We start from the raw sequence: 16,451 nt of genomic DNA, 5'->3' as shown, positions 1-16,451 counted from the left end.
GCGAGCTCCGCCGGAGCAGGTCCCGCCAAGATGTTTGTAGTCGCTTCGCCATTTGACGCGGCGTGGCCTCAGTTCGCTCGAAGGTTGGGGCGGGCGGTGCGTACATCTAGATTTGCCGATCGCCTGGTGTGCATCTCCCGCTGGTTCTCAAGCTGACTTTCGCTTGGCTCAATTGACACAGATCACAGTACGTGATCACATATTGTTGTCACAAAGTGGGGGAGTGAATGCGAAGAGTTGTCGTCGCCAGTGCGGAGCTTTTGTCGGAACGTTCGGATCGCAGCCAGACAGGTCGGTTCGACCAGTCATGAGCAAGGCCCCCGGCATTTCGATCAAGAATCTCTCGGTTTCATTCAGGACAAAGACCAGCACAGTCACGGCTCTCGATGATGTTTCGTTCGACATTGCACCGGGATCGTTCCTGAGCATCGTCGGGCCTTCGGGCTGCGGCAAGACCACGCTGCTCAAGATTCTCTCAGGTGTCCTTCAGCCCACAAGTGGCACGGTGCTGTTTGATGGCGAGCCGCTCAGCCGGCTCAAGACCCAGGGCCAGGTCGGCTACGTCTTTCAGCGACCGCTGTTGCTTCCATGGCGAACCACTCTCGACAACGTCATGCTGACGATGGAAGTGGCCCGCCGCGGCATGAGCCGCGCCGAGCGTGAGGCCGAGGCACGGCGCTGGCTCAAGATCGCCGGCCTTCAAGGCTTCGAGGAGCGTTTTCCGCACGAATTGTCGGGTGGCATGCAGCAGCGAGTCTCGATCTGCCGCGCCCTGGCGTTTCAGCCGCGAATTCTCCTGATGGATGAACCTTTCGCCGCTCTCGATGAGATCACGCGGGAGACGTTGCAGGAAGAGCTGCTGCTGCTGTGGGCGCAGACCGAAACCACTGTGGTTTTCATCACGCATTCGATTCCCGAAGCCGTGCTGTTGTCGGAACAGATCGTGGTCATGTCGGCCCGTCCCGGCCGTGTTCTTGAACGCATTCCGGTGCCGTTCGAGCGGCCGCGTACCGAAGAGACCCGCGAGCGACCCGAGTTCCTGGCGCTCGCCAGCCATATCCGCGGTCTCCTGCGTCACCGCGATCCAGTAACCGCTTGATAGGGGACCACACATGTACCGCCTCAGTGTCGCCGCCGGCCAAGCTATGGTCTTCATCGTGTTTTTTGCCGCTTGGGAGGTGCTCGTGCACCTCCTCCAGATCAAGCCGGTGATCTTGCCGCCCCCAAGCCGCATCGCTGTATCGGCATGGGAAAACCGCGAGTTGCTGCTGGTCAACACATGGCCGACCTTCGTCGCCATCACGCTTGGCTTCCTCTATGCGGTCGCAACGGGCTTCGTCATTGCGATTGGCATCGCCTATTCGAGGATCATCCGTGAACTGACCTATCCGTTCCTCGTCGCCGCGCAAATTCTGCCGAAGATCGCGTTTGCGCCGCTGTTCCTCATCTGGTTCGGCTTCGGTTTGACGCCGAAGATCGTCATTGCCGCACTGATCGCCTTCTTTCCGGTCGTGATCAACACGGCCAAGGGCCTGACTTCGGTCGACAAGGAACTGCTGCAGTACATGGATTCGCTCGGCGCCAGTGGCTGGGAGAAATTCACCAAGATCAGCCTGCCATGGGCCATGCCCTACTTCTTCGCAGCGCTCAAGATTTCCATCACCCTGGCCATCGTCGGTGCCGTGGTCGGCGAGTTCGTCGCTGCCGGTGAAGGCCTCGGCTACATCATCAATGCCTCGAACATCTCGCTCGATACCGAACTCATGTTTGCGGCCATCGTCTGCATGAGCGTGCTCGGTATCCTGCTCTTTCTCGTCATCGTTGCAGCCGAGCGGTTGATCGTGGTCAACGCTCAGGACGACGCCTCAGGGGCATCAGCGACCATGTAAGGAGACGGGTGAGCGATGACTGCTTTTGGAATGGGTTACGCAAAAAGGGAGATGAAGATGTCAAACAGTTTTGGGTCGTGGATTTGTCGTACTGCGATCGCGGCGTTGGGCTTCGTGGCTATCGGCACCTCGGCCGATGCGGCGGATTCGGTCAAGCTGCGCCTCGACTGGGTGTTCGGATCGGAACATGCGCCTATTTTCCTGGCGCTTGAGAAGGGGTTCTTCAAGGAAGAGGGCATCGAGGTCGAACTCCTCCCGGGCGAGGGTTCGTCGGTCACCACGAAACTGGTCGGCAACCGGGATGCCGACTTCGGCTACGCGTCGGCCGATCAGGTGCTGCTCGGTGCCTCGCGCGACCTGCCCGTCGTTGCGACGGCGGTGCTGCTCCAGCAGAACCCGACGGCGTTCATTTTCAAGACGTCGCAGAACATCAAGAACGTGGAGACGGATCTCTACGGCAAGACGCTCGGCATCCAGCTCAAGAGCAGCACCGGCCGCCAGTGGGACGCGATCAAGAAGACGCTTAATCTCGATCCAGCCAAGCTGACCGAGGTGCCGGCGGATGGCGCGTTGGTGTCCCTTATCGCTGCCGATCGCATCGATGTCGGCGTCGGCTTCTATTTCAACGACGCGCTGAAGCTGAAGGCCACCGGCGAGGATGTCAGCTGGATCCTCCTCGAAGAACTCGGCATGAAAATGTACTCCACGACGCTGCTGACCAATGCCGAGCTGATCGCGGAGAATCCCGATCTGGTGGCGCGCTTTACCAAGGCATTTGTGCGCGGCTGGGAATACTCCGTTGCGAACCCCGACGAGGCCTACGAAGCCTTCGTGAAGGCCAATCCCAGCACGGACAAGGTCTATGCCAAGCTGAAGCTGCCGGAAGTGCTGAAGCTCACCCAGTCGCCGGACGTCAGTGCCAACGGATTGGGCTCGTCTACGCTCGCAGGTTGGGACGAACTCCAAAAGCAGCTCGTCGAGATGGGGCTTTTGAAGACCAGCATCGACGTGTCCAAGGCGTTCACAAATCAGTTCCTGAAATAGTGGCCTCCCGGGCCGTTGATGTGGGGTCAGACATGACTACAGCCGACATTTTCATCATTGGCACCGGCTACTACGCCGAGGTCATGATCGGTGACCTGGCTTCCACCGCAACAGGACGGCTTCGTGTCGCGATCGGGGGCCGCAATGAAGAGCGGCTTCAGTGGCTGGCCGAGGCTGGCCGTGCCCGGGCAGCCATCTTCGGGAGGCCCGTGACGTTCGAGATCGTGAAGGTCGATTTCACCTCGTCTTCGGGAATCGCCGAAAATCTCGATGCGATACGTCCACGGGTTGTCGTCCATTCCGCGTCATTGCAGTCGCCCTGGAAAGTCGACCGCGCGGACTCGCAATGGTCGCGTCTGGTCGCGGAGGGTGGATTCGGCCTGACACTCGCCCTCCATTCCGTACTTCCGAGGCGAACAGCCGCTGCAATCCGGCAGGTGGACAGCGGCATTTCCTTCGTCAACACGTGCTACCCCGACGGTGTGAACCAGGTCCTGCATGCGGCCGGCTTGCCGATCACGACCGGCGTGGGCAACGTCGGTATCTTCTCTGCCGTGATTGCCGGCATGCTGGAGCCTGAACAGCGCGCGTCGGTGCGCGTTCTGGCGCATCATCAGCATCTCGTGCAGTGGCGTAAGATCGGCAACGAGCGCTCAGGCGCTCCGGTCCGCGCCTGGATCGGCGATGACGAAATGGCGGATGTCGACGAGCGGACACGTCATATCGTGCTTCCCTACAGGGACCTCAATGTCATCTCCGGCGCATCCGCCGTGCCGGTGCTTCTCGCCCTGGCCGGACTTGGCGATGTCCGGGCGCATGTGCCGGGTCCGGGCGGACTGCCGGGCGGATACCCCGTGCGGGTGGTGGAAGGCCAGGTATCCCTTGACCTTCCCAAGAGCGTCTCTCGTGACGAAGCAATTCTCTGGAACCGAGGGTTCGAAAACGCCGACGGCGTCAGCATTTCCGAAACAGGGCGCGTGAGCTATTCCGAACCAGCTCGCAAGGCACTCGCCACCTACAGCCGTACTCTCGCGGAAGGTTTTGATGTCGCCGAGGTCGAGGACGCCGCAACGGCCCTTGGCCAGCTCCGCGACAAGCTCGGGGGCTGAAGCTCACGATGAGTGCGTTCGCGCTTCCTTCGACGCCGTCATTTCGTCTCGACGGACGCCGCGCCCTGGTCACAGGTGCCGGACGCGGCATCGGTCTTGCTGCCGCGGCTTGCCTGGCGGAAGCCGGCGCCAACGTCACCTTGTGTGCACGAACGGCATCGGAGGTCGAGGCAGCGGCAGAAGCCATCCGAACGGCGGGAGGGAAAGCCGAAGCCTTGGTGTTGGATGTCGCCGATCTTGACGCTGTCCATCGGGCTTTGGACGGCAGGGAGCCATACGACATCCTCGTCAGCAATGCCGGGGCCAATCGTCCTGCTGCGTTCGCCGATGTCAGTGCCGACGATTTCGATGCCGTTTTCGGCGTCAATGTCAGGGCTGCCTTCTTCCTGGCGCAGACGGTCACGAATGCACTCGTCTCTGCAGGTCGCAAGGGTTCCATCATCCATATTTCTTCGCAGCTGGGGCACGTCGGTGCGCCAAATCGGTCGATCTATGTCGCATCGAAATTCGCGATCGAAGGCTTGACCAAGGCGCTTGCCACCGAACTCGGCCCGAAGGGCATTCGCTTCAATACAATTGCGCCTACTTTCACCGACACGCCGATGACGCGCTCCTATGGTCTCAACTCGGACGCCTTGGCTGCCGTCACGGCAAAGATCAAGCTGGGCAGGATCGGTCAGGTGGAAGACCTCATGGGCGCAATACTGTTCCTGGCATCGGACGCGTCGTCGCTGGTGACTGGCTCGTCGCTGTTGGTTGATGGCGGCTGGACTGCCGACTGAAAAGTCCGAGGCCGCGGCAAGGGCGTTCCGCGGCCCCGAGTTCTGAGGGCTGTCAGGGCGAGACCGTCAGGCGGCCTTTCATGTTGGGGTGAAAGCGGCAGTAATATTCAACAGGCCCCGCCTTCTCCACGACCATGCTTGCTGACTTCTTCGCCGGGATCATCACCTCCCAGCCGCCCTTCACGGTCGCGGTGTGAACGAAGACGTCCTTGTTGATCCATTCGATCGTGTCGCCGACCTTTGCATTGACCTCGACTGGGGAGAATACCAGCTTCTCGATCGTGACCTGGATGGTTTCCGCTTGTGCGGGAAACGCCGCCACAAAAAGTGCTGCAGCGATCCACAAACGCCTTTTCGACAACATCTGTTGACCCTTACTTGACGGTAGCCGCGACGTGTTCGGCATGCTGCTGGTGGCCCTGGAAGATCTTCAGGCCGGTTTCAAGCAAGGCCTTGAGGTCGGCGTTGCTCGCAGACGGGATCAGCAGGCTCTCAAGCGCGCCGTTGACCTGCTTGTGGTAGGCCACCTCGTTGTCGACATAAGCCTTGTCGAAGGCTGCGCCGTCCAGCTTCTCGAGCTTGGCGCGTTCGTCGGCCGCTGCCTTGGTCAAGGCGCGGCTGGTGTCGTTGTCCTCCGGCGTCACATTGAGCTTCTTGACGAGGTCCAGCGCCTGGGTGTTCACGGCCTCGTGGTCGCGCACCATGTCCTCGGCGAAGGCCACGACATCCTTGTTCTTGGATTTCGAGATGGCAAGCTTTGCCGCTTCGACGTCGATCACGCCGGCCGTGTAGGCGATGTGAGCGATCTGAGGGTCGGTCGGCTTGTCGGCGGCGCTGGCCAGGGGGGCGGCAAGCAGCAGGGAAAGCGCAGCCAGGGCGGCAGTCGAGCGAATACGCATGGGAAACCTCCTGCCCGGGACGCCAATGGTGCCGGGACTTGATTGAGTTGACAGTCATTGGATGCGGCGCCGGGAAAAACGTTCCCGAGAAATTGAACGGTGTTCAGCTGTGCTCGATGGCTTTCGCCGCGGTTGCGCGCCGACAATCGTCACAGGCCGAGCGAGGAGAGGAATTCGCGCCTGAGGTCTGCGTCCGTCTCGAAAACACCCAGCATGCGTTTGGTGACCATGCGCGTACCGTGGGCATGGACACCGCGTGAGGTCATACAGCCGTGTTCCGCCTCGATGATCACGGCGACACCAGCCGGCTGCAAGGCGTCCTCGATCGCGATGGCGATGTCGTCGGTCAGGCGTTCCTGGATCTGCAGGCGACGCGCGCAGGCGTCGACCACCCTTGCCAGCTTGGAGATGCCGACCACCCGGTTGACGGGCATGTAGGCGATATGCGCCTTGCCGCGAATGGCCGCCATGTGGTGTTCGCAGAACGAATTGAACGGGATATCGCGAAGTTCGACTGCGTGATTGTATCCGCCGATTTCATCGAATGTTCGTTCGAGCAGGGCGACGGGATCCTGATCGTAACCGCCGAACCATTCCTCGTAGGCGCGTGCGACGCGTGCGGGTGTATCCAGGAGGCCGGGCCGGGCGGGATTGTCGCCGGCCCAGCGGATCAGCGTTCGAACCGCGGCCTCGGCTTCCAGCCGGGTGGGGCGGCCGGCAAGCAGCAACCCGGACAGGCATTGCCCAGATGCCGTATGCGTTGCGTCGGTGGGGGTGTATTCTCTGGTCGGCAATTCCGCACGCGTGTCCATGGGTCTCTCCTGGCGTTCGTATGAGATCCATTGGATGCGGCAGGAATGAAATGGTTCCGGCCGTCGACGGCGCACGACCCTGGGAACCTTTGGAGGGGTGACACATCTATTCTGTATCCGACGCCTGATCGGGAAAGGTCGTGAAGGAGAGCCAAGATGGCTGCGCAGAAAAATCCTGTTACAGGCCCCGATTTCGAAGTTGGCGTGCCGATGGCCACGTTTGACGGCAAAGGGCTGCTTCAGGGGCATGTCGGCGACGAGGCGGTGCTCCTGGCGCGTGTCGGCGACGAGGTGCTGGCCGTCGGCGGGTTGTGCACGCACTATGGCGCAGAGCTGGCCCACGGGATCGTTGTCGGCGATACTGTTCGATGCCCTTGGCACCATGCCTGCTTCAGTCTCCGCACCGGCGAGGCGCTCGGCGCGCCCGCCTTCGACCCGCTGCAGAGGTGGAGAGTGGAGCGCCGAGGGGACCGGATGTTCGTGACCGGCAAGATGGCCGCCGACGAACAGCCTGCAACCGCCCCGCAGCACGACGCGTCCGGCCAGCAAGGCCGCATTGTCATTGTTGGTGGCGGTGCCGCTGGCTTTGCTGCGGCTGAAATGCTCCGCCGCCGCCAGTTTGCCGGCGAAATCACCATGCTGAGCGCGGACCAGGATGGGCCCTGCGACCGCCCCAACCTGTCCAAGGACTATCTCGCCGGAAACGCTCCGGAGGCGTGGATTCCGCTACGCGGCCCTAAATTCTATGCCAGGAACAAGATCGATCTCCAACTGCGGACGACAGTCGAACGTATCGACGTCGATGGTCGCGCAGTGATAGCAGCCGACGGAAGGGTATTCCCATTCGACCGGCTTCTTGTGGCGACGGGAGCAGAACCGGTCCGCCTGCCGATCGAGGGCGCTGATCGCGAGCAAGTGTTCACATTGCGATCGCTGGCCGACAGCCGCGCCATCATCGAGCGTGCCCGGAACTCCCAGACCGCCGTCGTGCTGGGAGCAGGTTTCATCGGATTGGAAGTTGCTGCTGCCCTTCGCAGCCGTGGCCTCGCGGTTCATGTCGTGGCGCCCGAGGCCTATCCGCTCGGCGCGGTTCTCGGGTCCGAACTCGGCGCGTTCATCCGCTCGCTGCATGAACAACACGGTGTTGTCTTTCACATGGGCGCGACGGTTGTACGCATTGCCGCGCAGACGGTTACGCTGAACAACGGCCAGGTGCTCGATGCCGATCTTGTCGTCGTCGGGGTTGGAGTGAAGCCGCGCATCTCGCTGGCAGCGGACGCCGGAATTGCCGTTGATCGCGGCGTATTGGTGAACGAATTCCTGGAAAGCAGCGTGGCCGGCATCTTTGCGGCCGGCGATATCGCGCAATGGCATGACCTCGACACAGCCGAAGCACGGCGCGTCGAGCACTGGGTCGTGGCGCAACGGCAGGGTCAGATCGCGGCGGAAAACATGCTCGGCCGGCGACAGCCATTCCTGAGCGTTCCGTTCTTCTGGAGCGAGCACTACGACGTGTCGATCCGCTATGTCGGCTATGCCAGGACGTGGGACGCCATCGAAATCGACGGGAGCATTGCCGACCGCGACTGTCTGGTCGGCTACAGGAAGGACGGCAAGATCGTCGCCGTTGCTGCCATCGGCCGCGACGCCCAAGCGCTTGACTGCGAGGCTTCCATGGCAAGCCACTCCCGGCACGGGGTGTAGGTGCGGCATGGCAAGATCGAGGACCTCCCTGCCGCGCTTCTGGACGAGAGGCAACTGACGGGCGTCAGTCTCCTGTTTGGTAGATATGGCGCTCGAAGCGTTCGAGCAGCGTGTGCATGGCCTTGCGGGCGTCGGCGAAGGCCTGCGAGCCGCCCCTGGCCTTCATGTCGGCGTCATATGCCTGACGCGAGACGAAGCTGCATTCCCAGCGTACATCAGGCCCGTCTCCCTCTAGCCTGACGAGGATGCGCCCGGGATCGAGCCCCAGCTGCTTCCTGATCTCGGTCGCCTTGCGGCGCTGTTCGAGAACAGCACCAGCGTGCCCGTCCTTGGCGAAGTAGTTGGTCGCTTCGACGATCATTTTTTCTCCTCTCCTGCGATGATTTCCGATGCAGTCGACGTGTCCGGAAAATTCGATGTGGCAGGGTGCTTGACGCTCCAAAAATATGATCATAAAGTGTGATCACACTAGATGATCGCAAATGTAGCGCGACGCATCGCCGGTGACAATGAAGAAGGTGAAAAACGTTGCCTACTATCAAGTCCATTGAAACGCTGATTGTCCAATTGCCGACGCGGCGCGAGCACAAGTGGGCCGGCCTCACTGAGGTCATCGGCCGCTATGTCATGGTCAAGATGACCGACAGCGACGGCCGGGTCGGCTGGGGCGAGGCGCCGGCACTCAAGGACTGGGGCGGCGAGTTCGGCCGCTACTTTGGCGAGTCCGCCATAATCACCCGCAGCGTCATCGAAACCTATCTGGCGCCCGCAGTCATAGGCCTCGAACTCGGCAATTTCGCCGAGCTGCATGCTCGCATGGATGCCATCATCCGCGGCTATCCCTATTCCAAGGCGGCCGTCGAATTCGCGGCCTACGATCTCACGGGCCGCTGGCTCAACGTTCCGGTTCACACCCTGCTGGGCGGCAAGGCGCGCGACAAGGTCGGCATTACGCATTCGATCGGCCTGATTTCGATCGACGAAGCCAAGGTCGAGGCGGCCAAGCTGGCTGCGGAAGGCATCAAGACGATCAAGGTCAAGATCGGCGTCGATCCCGCACGCGACATCAAGATGGTCGCTGCCGTGCGCGAGGCTGCCGGCGAAGCGATGGAAATCTGCGTCGACGCCAACGAAGGCTACAAGACGCCGGGCGAGGCGGTGCAGACGGTTCGCCAGATGGAAAAGTACCGGCTCAAATATGTCGAGCAGCCGGTGATGGGCATCGAGCGCATCTCCGAGGTGGCGCGCCGTATCGATGCCCCTGTCATGGCCGACGAGTCGGCCTGGAACGCCCATGATGCGATCCAGATCATTGCTGCCGGCCAGGTGCAGATCGTGTCGATCTACACCACCAAGGCAGGCGGCCTCTACAAGGCGATGGAGGTCGGCGCGGTCTGCCGTGCGGCTGGCATCATCTGCAACGTCAACGGTTCGATCGAGACCGGCATTGGCAACCTCGCAAACGTCCAGGTCGCGGCGGCTTCGCCAGCGGTGACGCTGTCCTGCGTCATTCCGATCTCGACGCCGGCCGAAGCGCAGCACGGCCAGGTCGGCGGCATCTACTACAAGGACGACCTTTTGGTCGAGCCGATGCGCTTCTCCGAAGGCGCCATCGCCGTTCCGACCGGGCCCGGCATGGGCATTGATGTCGACCTCGCAAAGATCGAAAAATACCGCGTCCGCGATTGAGCCTGACGCGAGCCATCTAGGGGAGAACTACAAGAATGCGGACTGAAATCGTCGCAAAGCAGGTCAAGGCAATGGCCCAGCACGGGCTCGATGCCATCATCTGCTCGTCGCCAGAAAACTTCGCCTACACCACCGGCTTCGTGGTGCCGTCGCAGCCGCTGATCCGTCATCGCCATGCGATGACCATCGTCACCGCTGACGGTCGCACCGCGATCTTCGGCGTCGACATGGAGGCGTCGACCATCAAGCGGAAGCAGCCAAACGTGGCGACGCGCATCTGGGCCGAATTCTCCGACGATCCGATGCTGGTGCTTGCCGACCAGCTTTCCGAACTCGGCCTTGCCGGAGCTCGCATCGGCCTCGAAATGGACTATTTGCCGGCTGGCGATCTTGCCCGCCTGATCGCGGCGATGCCAGGTGCGCGCTTCGAGCATGCCGAGCCGATCCTGGCGCGGCTGCGCCAGATCAAGACGGCCGAAGAAGTGGCCCTATTGCGCAAGCTGTCGCGCATCGCCGACCAGGCGATCACCGACACGCTGGCCATTGTCGACGCCGGCGACTCCGAGATGGACATTGCCGGTCACCTGACCCGTAACGTCTATTCGCTCGGCGCCGAGCACTTCAAGCTTCTGATCGTGGCCACCGGCGAGCGTTCGGTGCTGCCAAATGTCGGCCCGTCCGAACGCGTTCTGAAGCGCGGCGACGTCTGCCGTGTCGAGATATTCTCGGTCATCAACGGCTACCAGGCCGGTGTTTGCCGCACCGCCATCGTCGGCGAGGCGCCGCCCATGGCCGACAAGATCTGGGCGCACCTGGTCGAATGCAAGTATGAGATCATGGAGAAGGTCAAGCCGGGCGCCAGCTGCCGCGAAATCTACGATGCCTTCATCGCCAAGCTCGCCAAGCTGAACCTGCCGCCGATCTCGTTCGTCGGCCACGGCATCGGCCTGCACCTGCACGAGGATCCCTATCTCGGCCTGACGCCGGTGCTCGGCAAGCCGGGCAGCGACGCGCCGCTGGAAGAGAACATGGTGCTCGGCTTCGAGCCGCTCTGCTACGACACCGGCTACGGTTACGGCATGCAGAACAAGGACATGCTGCTGGTGACGTCGAACGGCTCGGAACTGTTGTCCGACTATGCCGACACCGACAAGCTGATCCTTTGCGGCACCGCCAAGCAGGGCAGCAAGGTCAAGGCCGTAGCCTGAGCGAACTTGACTTGTGAAATGGCAGCCGGGGTGCTTTGTGGCCCGGCTGCACAGCTAGATATCGCCCGCCGCCACGGACCGGCCGGACGAGATTGAAGGTCCGTGAGTGAAGTATGGGGTGGAGACACATGCGCACGCTGATCGAGAATTTGAATTTCGCCTTTACGGTCGACAAGAACGACACGGTGCTGCGCAACGCCAGCATGGTGGTGGAAAACGACCGCATTGCCGACATCGGCACGGCGAGCGAGGTGGCGGCGCGCCACAATGGCAAGAGCTTCGACAAGGTGATCGATGGCACGATGCTGGGCATCTGCCCCGGCTTCGTCGACAGCCACGTGCATCTGTCGGAGACGCTGTCGCGTGCGGTCTTCCCGGATAACCTCAACACCCGCGCCTGGGTGTTCCACTGGGCCAAGCCCTTCTATGCCCACATCACCGAGGAAGACGAGTATTGGGGCGCGTTGCTCGGCATCACCGAGATGCTGCGCTGCGGCACCACCTGCTTCCTCGACATGGGCTCGCAATACGATCCCGGCATCGTCATCCGGGCGATGGACAAGACCGGCATCCGCGGCATCACCGGCCGTCACGCAGCCGACAACCGGCCGGCGGAGCTGCCGCGCGGCTGGACCGAGGAGATGGCCGATCACCACTTCTTCCCCGATGCGCAGTCGGCGCTGAAGGTGCTTGAGGAAAACGTTCTCCGCTACAACAACACGCTCGACGGCCGCGCCCGCTGCTGGGTCAACATCGAGGGCAAGGAACCCTGCAGCCTCGAGCTGCATGTCGGTGCGGTTAAGCTGGCCGAAAAGCTTGGTGTTGGTACCACCTACCACCTTGCAACCTCGATCGAGGAAGCCAAGGTCTGCGAAAGCAAATATGGCTGCTGGCCGATCACCCGGATCGACCGCGCCGGCGGCATCGGCAAGAACCTGGTCATCGCTCATGGTGCAGCGGTGTCGGACGAGGAGGTCAAGCTTTTGGCCGAGCGTGGCGCCAGCGTCGCCTTCTGCCCATGCTCGTCGTTCAAGCTCGGCAAGGGTGCGACGGCCATCGGCAAGTACCCTGAGATGGTCAAGGCAGGCGTCAAGGTCGGCCTCGGCACCGACGGTGTGTCGGCTGCAGGCAACATGAACCTGATGCGCCAGATGCTGGTCGTCGCCGGCATGTTCAAGGACGCCCGCATGCAGCCCGACATCTTCACCGCGCGCCAGGCGTTGCGCGCCGCCACCATCGAAGGCGCACGCGCCTTGATGTGGGACGACGAGATCGGTTCGCTGGAGATCGGCAAGAAGGCCGACTTCATCCTGTTCGACCTCGACCATGTCGAATGGACGCCGTTCTACGATCCGCTGCAGGCGCTGGTGTTCTCGGCGTCGACCGCGTCCATCACCCAGACCTGGGTGGACGGCAAGGTGCTTTATGCCGACGGCAAGGTGCAGGGCGTCGACGAGCCGGGCATCCGCCGCAAGGCACGCGAGCTGGCCGCAGCTGCGGTAGTGCGCGCCGGCCTGCACGAACACGGCGTCGAGACGACGACTACGCTCTACGACGAAGGAAACTGACGCGCAGTGCTTCCGCATCTAACGTTGCGGAAGCACTGGCCAGCCTGTAGAAGAAATGCGTTCAGAGGCTGCATGGGAGAGATCGGCCGTATCCTTGAAGGCACCGGCCGGCGCCGACGGAGCAACCCCCCAGGAAACTCTCAGGCAAAAGTGACCATGCAGCTGAACGATCTGGAGAGAGGCACCTCGAGTGCCCACCGAAGGGGAAAGCCGCGCCGGCAAGGCCGTCGCGGTTAAGCTCTCAGGTACAGCGACAGATTGGGGAAAAACAGCGGGTTTAGGCCCGCCCCCAACTTTGATCGCGGAGAGTGAAATGCCCCATATTGCCGTTATCGGCGCCGGTATCACCGGCGTCACCACTGCCTATGCGCTTCTGGAGCGCGGCTATTCCGTCACCGTCATCGACCGCCAGCGCTATGCCGGCATGGAAACGTCGTTTGCCAATGGCGGCCAGCTTTCGGCCAGCAATGCCGAGGTCTGGAACCACTGGTCGACCGTGCTCAAGGGCATGAAGTGGATGCTCAGGCGCGACGCGCCGCTGCTGATGAACCCGGCGCCGACCTGGCACAAATACGCCTGGCTGGCGGAGTTCGTCTCCAACATCATGAACTATCGCGACAATACGGTGGAGACGACGCGGCTGGCGATTGCCGCGCGCAAGCACCTGTTTGCCATTGCCGAGCGCGAGAACATCGATTTCGACCATGTCCAGCGCGGCATCTTGCATGTCTATTGGGACAAGCCGAGCTTCCAGCATGCGCTAAAGGTTAATTCGATGCTGGTCGAAGGCGGCCTCGACCGTCGTCCGGTGACGGCTGCAGAAGTGAAGTCGATCGAACCGGCCTTGCATGGCGATTTCCACGCCGGTTTCTACACCCCGTCGGATTCGACCGGCGACATCCACAAATTCACCTATGGCCTCGCCCAGGCCTGCGAAAGGCGCGGGGCGCGTTTCGTCTTCGACGCCACGGTCAACCGCATTGCCCGCGATGGCGTGTTCTGCATCGGCTATTCCCACGGCGGGTCCGTGGCGGAGGCAGCTCAAGAGATCGTCGAGGCCGATGGCGTCGTCGTCTGCGCCGGTGCCGCCAGCCGCCACTTCGCGGCGATGCTGGGCGACCGCGTCAATGTCTATCCGGTCAAGGGCTATTCGATCACCGTGCATCTCGACGACGAGCGCAGCCAGAAGGCGGCACCCTGGGTCAGCCTGCTCGACGACCGCGCCAAGATTGTCACCAGCCGTCTGGGCGCCGGGCGCTTCCGGGTCGCCGGCACGGCCGAGTTCAACGGCATGAACCGCGACATCCGCGACGACCGCGTCAGGCCGCTGGTCGACTGGACGCGGATGTTGTTCCCTGACGTCGACACCAATCGCGTCGTGCCCTGGGCCGGCCTCAGGCCGATGATGCCCAACATGATGCCACGGGTCGGCAAGGGCCGGCAGCCGGGCGTCTTCTACAACACCGGCCATGGACACCTTGGCTGGACCCTGTCCGCCGCGACCGCCCAGATGGTCGCCGAGACCATTTCGGGCGAGTTCTGCACCGATGCCGCGATTGCGGCCTGACCCTTGGAGTTGAGACAATGAACATGATGAGCCGGGTCACTGATACCGTTTCCCTTCATGGCCTTTCGATATCGCGTGAGCTGCACGACTTCGTGGTGTCGGAGGCGTTGGTCGGCACGGGTGTCGAGGCGGATGCGTTCTGGGAGGGGTTTGCCGCGATCGTGCACGATCTCGGGCCGAAGAACCGGGCGCTTTTGGAAAAGCGCGACGACTTCCAGCTCAAGTTGGACGCCTGGTACCGCAAGCATGGCGCGCCGCACGACATGGCGGCCTACAAGGCGTTCTTGTCCGAGATCGGCTATCTCGTGCCGGAGGGCCCGGCCTTTGCGGTGACGACGGAAAATGTCGACCCCGAGATCGCCACCGTCGCCGGGCCGCAGCTGGTGGTGCCGGTGATGAACGCGCGTTATGCGCTGAACGCGGCGAACGCGCGCTGGGGTTCGCTCTACGACGCGCTCTACGGCACCGATGCCATTTCCGATGCCGACGGCGCCGAGAAGACCAAGGGCTACAATCCGAAGCGCGGCCAAAAGGTCATCGCCTGGGCCAAGGCGTTTTTGGATCAGTCGGCGCCGCTGGCGTCTGGCAGCTGGTCTGATGTGACCGGGCTTTCGGTCGAGGGCGGGGTGCTGAAGCTGGCGACAGCTGATGGCTCGGTTTCGCTTCGCGAGCCAAAGCAGTTCGCTGGCTATCGCGGTGCGGCGGAAAACCCGGATGCGGTGGTTCTTGTGAAGAATGGCCTGCATGTCGAGGTCGTGGTCAATCGGGAGAGTGCGATCGGCAAGACCGATCCGGCCGGTATTTCGGACATGGTGCTGGAATCGGCCCTGACCACCATCCAGGACTGCGAGGATTCGGTCGCAGCGGTCGACGCCGAAGACAAGGTTGTGGTCTACCGCAACTGGCTCGGCCTGATGCGGGGCGACCTGTCGGAGACCTTCGACAAGGGCGGCAAGCCGGTCACCCGCAAGCTCAATGGCGACCGTGAGTACACCGGCCCGGACGGCGCTTCGGTCTCGCTGCCCGGCCGCTCGCTGATGCTGGTGCGCAATGTCGGGCACCTGATGACCAACCCTGCGATCCGCGACCGCGACGGCCACGAGGTGCCGGAAGGCATCATGGATGCGGCGATCACCGCCTTGATCGCCCTGCACGACGTCGGCGCCAATGGCCGCCGCATGAACAGCCGCGCTGGCTCGATGTATGTCGTCAAGCCGAAGATGCATGGCCCCGACGAAGTCGCCTTTGCCGTCGAGATCTTCGACCGCGTCGAACGCCTCGTCGGCATGCCCAGGAAAACCATCAAGATGGGCATCATGGACGAGGAGCGGCGCACCACCATCAACCTCAAGGAGTGCATCCGCGCCGCCAAGGAACGCGTGGTGTTCATCAACACCGGCTTCCTCGACCGCACCGGCGACGAGATCCACTCGTCGATGGAAGCAGGTCCGATGGTGCGCAAGGGCGACATGAAGCAGGCGCCGTGGATCAATGCCTACGAGGCCTGGAACGTCGACACCGGGCTGGAGTGTGGCCTGTCGGGCCATGCCCAGATCGGCAAGGGCATGTGGGCGATGCCCGATCTGATGGCGGCGATGCTGGAGCAGAAGATCGCGCATCCGAAAGCCGGCGCCAACACCGCCTGGGTGCCGTCGCCGACGGCAGCGACCCTGCACGCCACCCACTACCACAAGGTCGACGTGCACCAGGTCCAGGACCAGCTGAAGAGCCGTCCCAAGGCGCGTCTCGACGACATCCTGTCGGTGCCGGTGGTGGTCCGTCCCAACTGGACGCCCGACGAGATCCAGCGCGAGCTCGACAACAACGCGCAAGGCATCCTGGGCTATGTCGTGCGCTGGATCGACCAGGGCGTCGGCTGCTCGAAGGTGCCCGACATCAACGACGTCGGCCTGATGGAAGATCGCGCCACCTTGCGCATCTCCTCCCAGCACATCGCCAACTGGCTGCGCCACGACGTCTGCTCGCACATCCAGGTGATGGACTCTCTCCAGCGCATGGCGGCGATCGTCGACCGGCAGAATGTCGGCGATCCGCTCTACAAGCCGATGGCGCCCGAGTTCGACCAGTCGACCGCCTTCCGTGCCGCCTGCGACCTCGTCTTCGAAGGCCGCGCCCAGCCCAACGGCTACACCGAGCCGGTCCTCCACAAGCGCAGGTTG

15 protein-coding genes and 1 riboswitch are annotated in these 16,451 nt (G+C 62.6%); of the genes, 11 read left to right on the top strand and 4 right to left on the bottom strand.

The genetic code is table 11. The features are described 5' to 3' along the window. Positions 1-163: 163 nt before the first annotated feature. From WHT83_RS24265 to WHT83_RS24245, 5 genes are read left to right on the top strand one after another with little or no spacing between them, the layout of a single operon-like run. Positions 164-1,099: an ABC transporter ATP-binding protein gene (locus WHT83_RS24265; RefSeq protein ID WP_246389670.1), complete on the top strand. Its 936-nt coding sequence runs from the start codon at positions 164-166 to the stop codon at positions 1,097-1,099. Positions 1,100-1,112: 13 nt separating this feature from the next. Beyond that, complete coding sequence (locus WHT83_RS24260) at positions 1,113-1,889, top strand: ABC transporter permease (RefSeq protein ID WP_183263785.1); 777 nt, start codon at positions 1,113-1,115, stop codon at positions 1,887-1,889. A gap of 57 nt (positions 1,890-1,946) precedes the next feature. Beyond that, complete coding sequence (locus tag WHT83_RS24255; protein WP_159091746.1) at positions 1,947-2,933, top strand: ABC transporter substrate-binding protein; 987 nt, start codon at positions 1,947-1,949, stop codon at positions 2,931-2,933. A gap of 32 nt (positions 2,934-2,965) precedes the next feature. After that, the gene (locus WHT83_RS24250) at positions 2,966-4,042 is read left to right on the top strand and encodes a hypothetical protein (protein ID WP_341878509.1); all 1,077 of its coding nucleotides are present in this window, start codon (positions 2,966-2,968) and stop codon (positions 4,040-4,042) included. A gap of 8 nt (positions 4,043-4,050) precedes the next feature. Continuing rightward, positions 4,051-4,824 (top strand): SDR family NAD(P)-dependent oxidoreductase, encoded by a 774-nt coding sequence (locus WHT83_RS24245; RefSeq protein WP_341878508.1) that lies wholly within the window; start codon positions 4,051-4,053, stop codon positions 4,822-4,824. A 52-nt stretch (positions 4,825-4,876) separates the two neighbouring features. On the opposite strand, the gene WHT83_RS24240 is transcribed toward WHT83_RS24245, so the two are convergent. From WHT83_RS24240 to folE, 3 genes are all read right to left on the bottom strand, one after another. Further along, complete coding sequence (locus WHT83_RS24240) at positions 4,877-5,188, bottom strand: cupredoxin family copper-binding protein (protein ID WP_341878507.1); 312 nt, start codon at positions 5,186-5,188, stop codon at positions 4,877-4,879. Between the two features lie 10 nt (positions 5,189-5,198). Continuing rightward, the gene (locus WHT83_RS24235) at positions 5,199-5,723 is read right to left on the bottom strand and encodes a DUF4142 domain-containing protein (protein ID WP_341878506.1); all 525 of its coding nucleotides are present in this window, start codon (positions 5,721-5,723) and stop codon (positions 5,199-5,201) included. Between the two features lie 149 nt (positions 5,724-5,872). After that, positions 5,873-6,535, bottom strand: a complete 663-nt coding sequence (gene folE / locus WHT83_RS24230; protein WP_341878505.1) for a GTP cyclohydrolase I FolE — start codon at positions 6,533-6,535, stop codon at positions 5,873-5,875. 156 nt (positions 6,536-6,691) lie between these two features. Between folE and WHT83_RS24225 the strand changes: the two genes are divergently transcribed. Beyond that, entirely contained in the window at positions 6,692-8,239 is a 1,548-nt protein-coding gene (locus WHT83_RS24225; RefSeq protein WP_341878504.1) for an FAD-dependent oxidoreductase, read from the top strand. Positions 8,240-8,303: 64 nt separating this feature from the next. Here the strand turns inward: WHT83_RS24225 and WHT83_RS24220 are convergent, their stop codons facing one another. After that, positions 8,304-8,600, bottom strand: a complete 297-nt coding sequence (locus WHT83_RS24220; protein WP_406874067.1) for a hypothetical protein — start codon at positions 8,598-8,600, stop codon at positions 8,304-8,306. 167 nt (positions 8,601-8,767) lie between these two features. On the opposite strand from WHT83_RS24220, the gene WHT83_RS24215 reads away from it, so the two are divergent. The 5 genes from WHT83_RS24215 to WHT83_RS24195 all read left to right on the top strand — a co-directional run. Then, positions 8,768-9,928 (top strand): enolase C-terminal domain-like protein, encoded by a 1,161-nt coding sequence (locus WHT83_RS24215; RefSeq protein WP_341878502.1) that lies wholly within the window; start codon positions 8,768-8,770, stop codon positions 9,926-9,928. A 35-nt stretch (positions 9,929-9,963) separates the two neighbouring features. Then, positions 9,964-11,136 (top strand): Xaa-Pro peptidase family protein, encoded by a 1,173-nt coding sequence (locus tag WHT83_RS24210; RefSeq protein ID WP_341878501.1) that lies wholly within the window; start codon positions 9,964-9,966, stop codon positions 11,134-11,136. Between the two features lie 128 nt (positions 11,137-11,264). Continuing rightward, the gene (locus WHT83_RS24205) at positions 11,265-12,704 is read left to right on the top strand and encodes an amidohydrolase family protein (RefSeq protein ID WP_341878500.1); all 1,440 of its coding nucleotides are present in this window, start codon (positions 11,265-11,267) and stop codon (positions 12,702-12,704) included. A gap of 63 nt (positions 12,705-12,767) precedes the next feature. Then, a riboswitch (glycine riboswitch) is annotated at positions 12,768-12,871 on the top strand. A 146-nt stretch (positions 12,872-13,017) separates the two neighbouring features. Next, positions 13,018-14,271, top strand: a complete 1,254-nt coding sequence (locus tag WHT83_RS24200) for a D-amino acid dehydrogenase (RefSeq protein WP_341878499.1) — start codon at positions 13,018-13,020, stop codon at positions 14,269-14,271. A gap of 17 nt (positions 14,272-14,288) precedes the next feature. Beyond that, on the top strand, positions 14,289-16,451 hold a 2,163-nt coding region (locus tag WHT83_RS24195), incomplete at its 3' end, for a malate synthase G (RefSeq protein ID WP_341878498.1).

It is taken from the genome of Aminobacter sp. P9b, assembly GCF_045345995.1.
Lineage (GTDB): Bacteria > Pseudomonadota > Alphaproteobacteria > Rhizobiales > Rhizobiaceae > Aminobacter > Aminobacter niigataensis.
This window is presented reverse-complemented; position numbering and strand designations above follow the sequence as displayed.

Bases quoted from the DNA above. Each gene is read 5' to 3' on its own strand.
- WHT83_RS24260 (WP_183263785.1), top strand. From the start codon at position 1,113: ATGTACCGCCTCAGTGTCGCCGCCGGCCAAGCTATGGTCTTCATCGTG.
- WHT83_RS24255 (WP_159091746.1), top strand. From the start codon at position 1,947: ATGTCAAACAGTTTTGGGTCGTGGATTTGTCGTACTGCGATCGCGGCG.
- WHT83_RS24250 (WP_341878509.1), top strand. From the start codon at position 2,966: ATGACTACAGCCGACATTTTCATCATTGGCACCGGCTACTACGCCGAG.
- WHT83_RS24245 (WP_341878508.1), top strand. From the start codon at position 4,051: ATGAGTGCGTTCGCGCTTCCTTCGACGCCGTCATTTCGTCTCGACGGA.
- WHT83_RS24240 (WP_341878507.1), bottom strand. From the start codon at position 5,188: ATGTTGTCGAAAAGGCGTTTGTGGATCGCTGCAGCACTTTTTGTGGCG.
- WHT83_RS24235 (WP_341878506.1), bottom strand. From the start codon at position 5,723: ATGCGTATTCGCTCGACTGCCGCCCTGGCTGCGCTTTCCCTGCTGCTT.
- folE (WP_341878505.1), bottom strand. From the start codon at position 6,535: ATGGACACGCGTGCGGAATTGCCGACCAGAGAATACACCCCCACCGAC.
- WHT83_RS24225 (WP_341878504.1), top strand. From the start codon at position 6,692: ATGGCTGCGCAGAAAAATCCTGTTACAGGCCCCGATTTCGAAGTTGGC.
- WHT83_RS24220 (WP_406874067.1), bottom strand. From the start codon at position 8,600: ATGATCGTCGAAGCGACCAACTACTTCGCCAAGGACGGGCACGCTGGT.
- WHT83_RS24210 (WP_341878501.1), top strand. From the start codon at position 9,964: ATGCGGACTGAAATCGTCGCAAAGCAGGTCAAGGCAATGGCCCAGCAC.
- WHT83_RS24205 (WP_341878500.1), top strand. From the start codon at position 11,265: ATGCGCACGCTGATCGAGAATTTGAATTTCGCCTTTACGGTCGACAAG.
- WHT83_RS24200 (WP_341878499.1), top strand. From the start codon at position 13,018: ATGCCCCATATTGCCGTTATCGGCGCCGGTATCACCGGCGTCACCACT.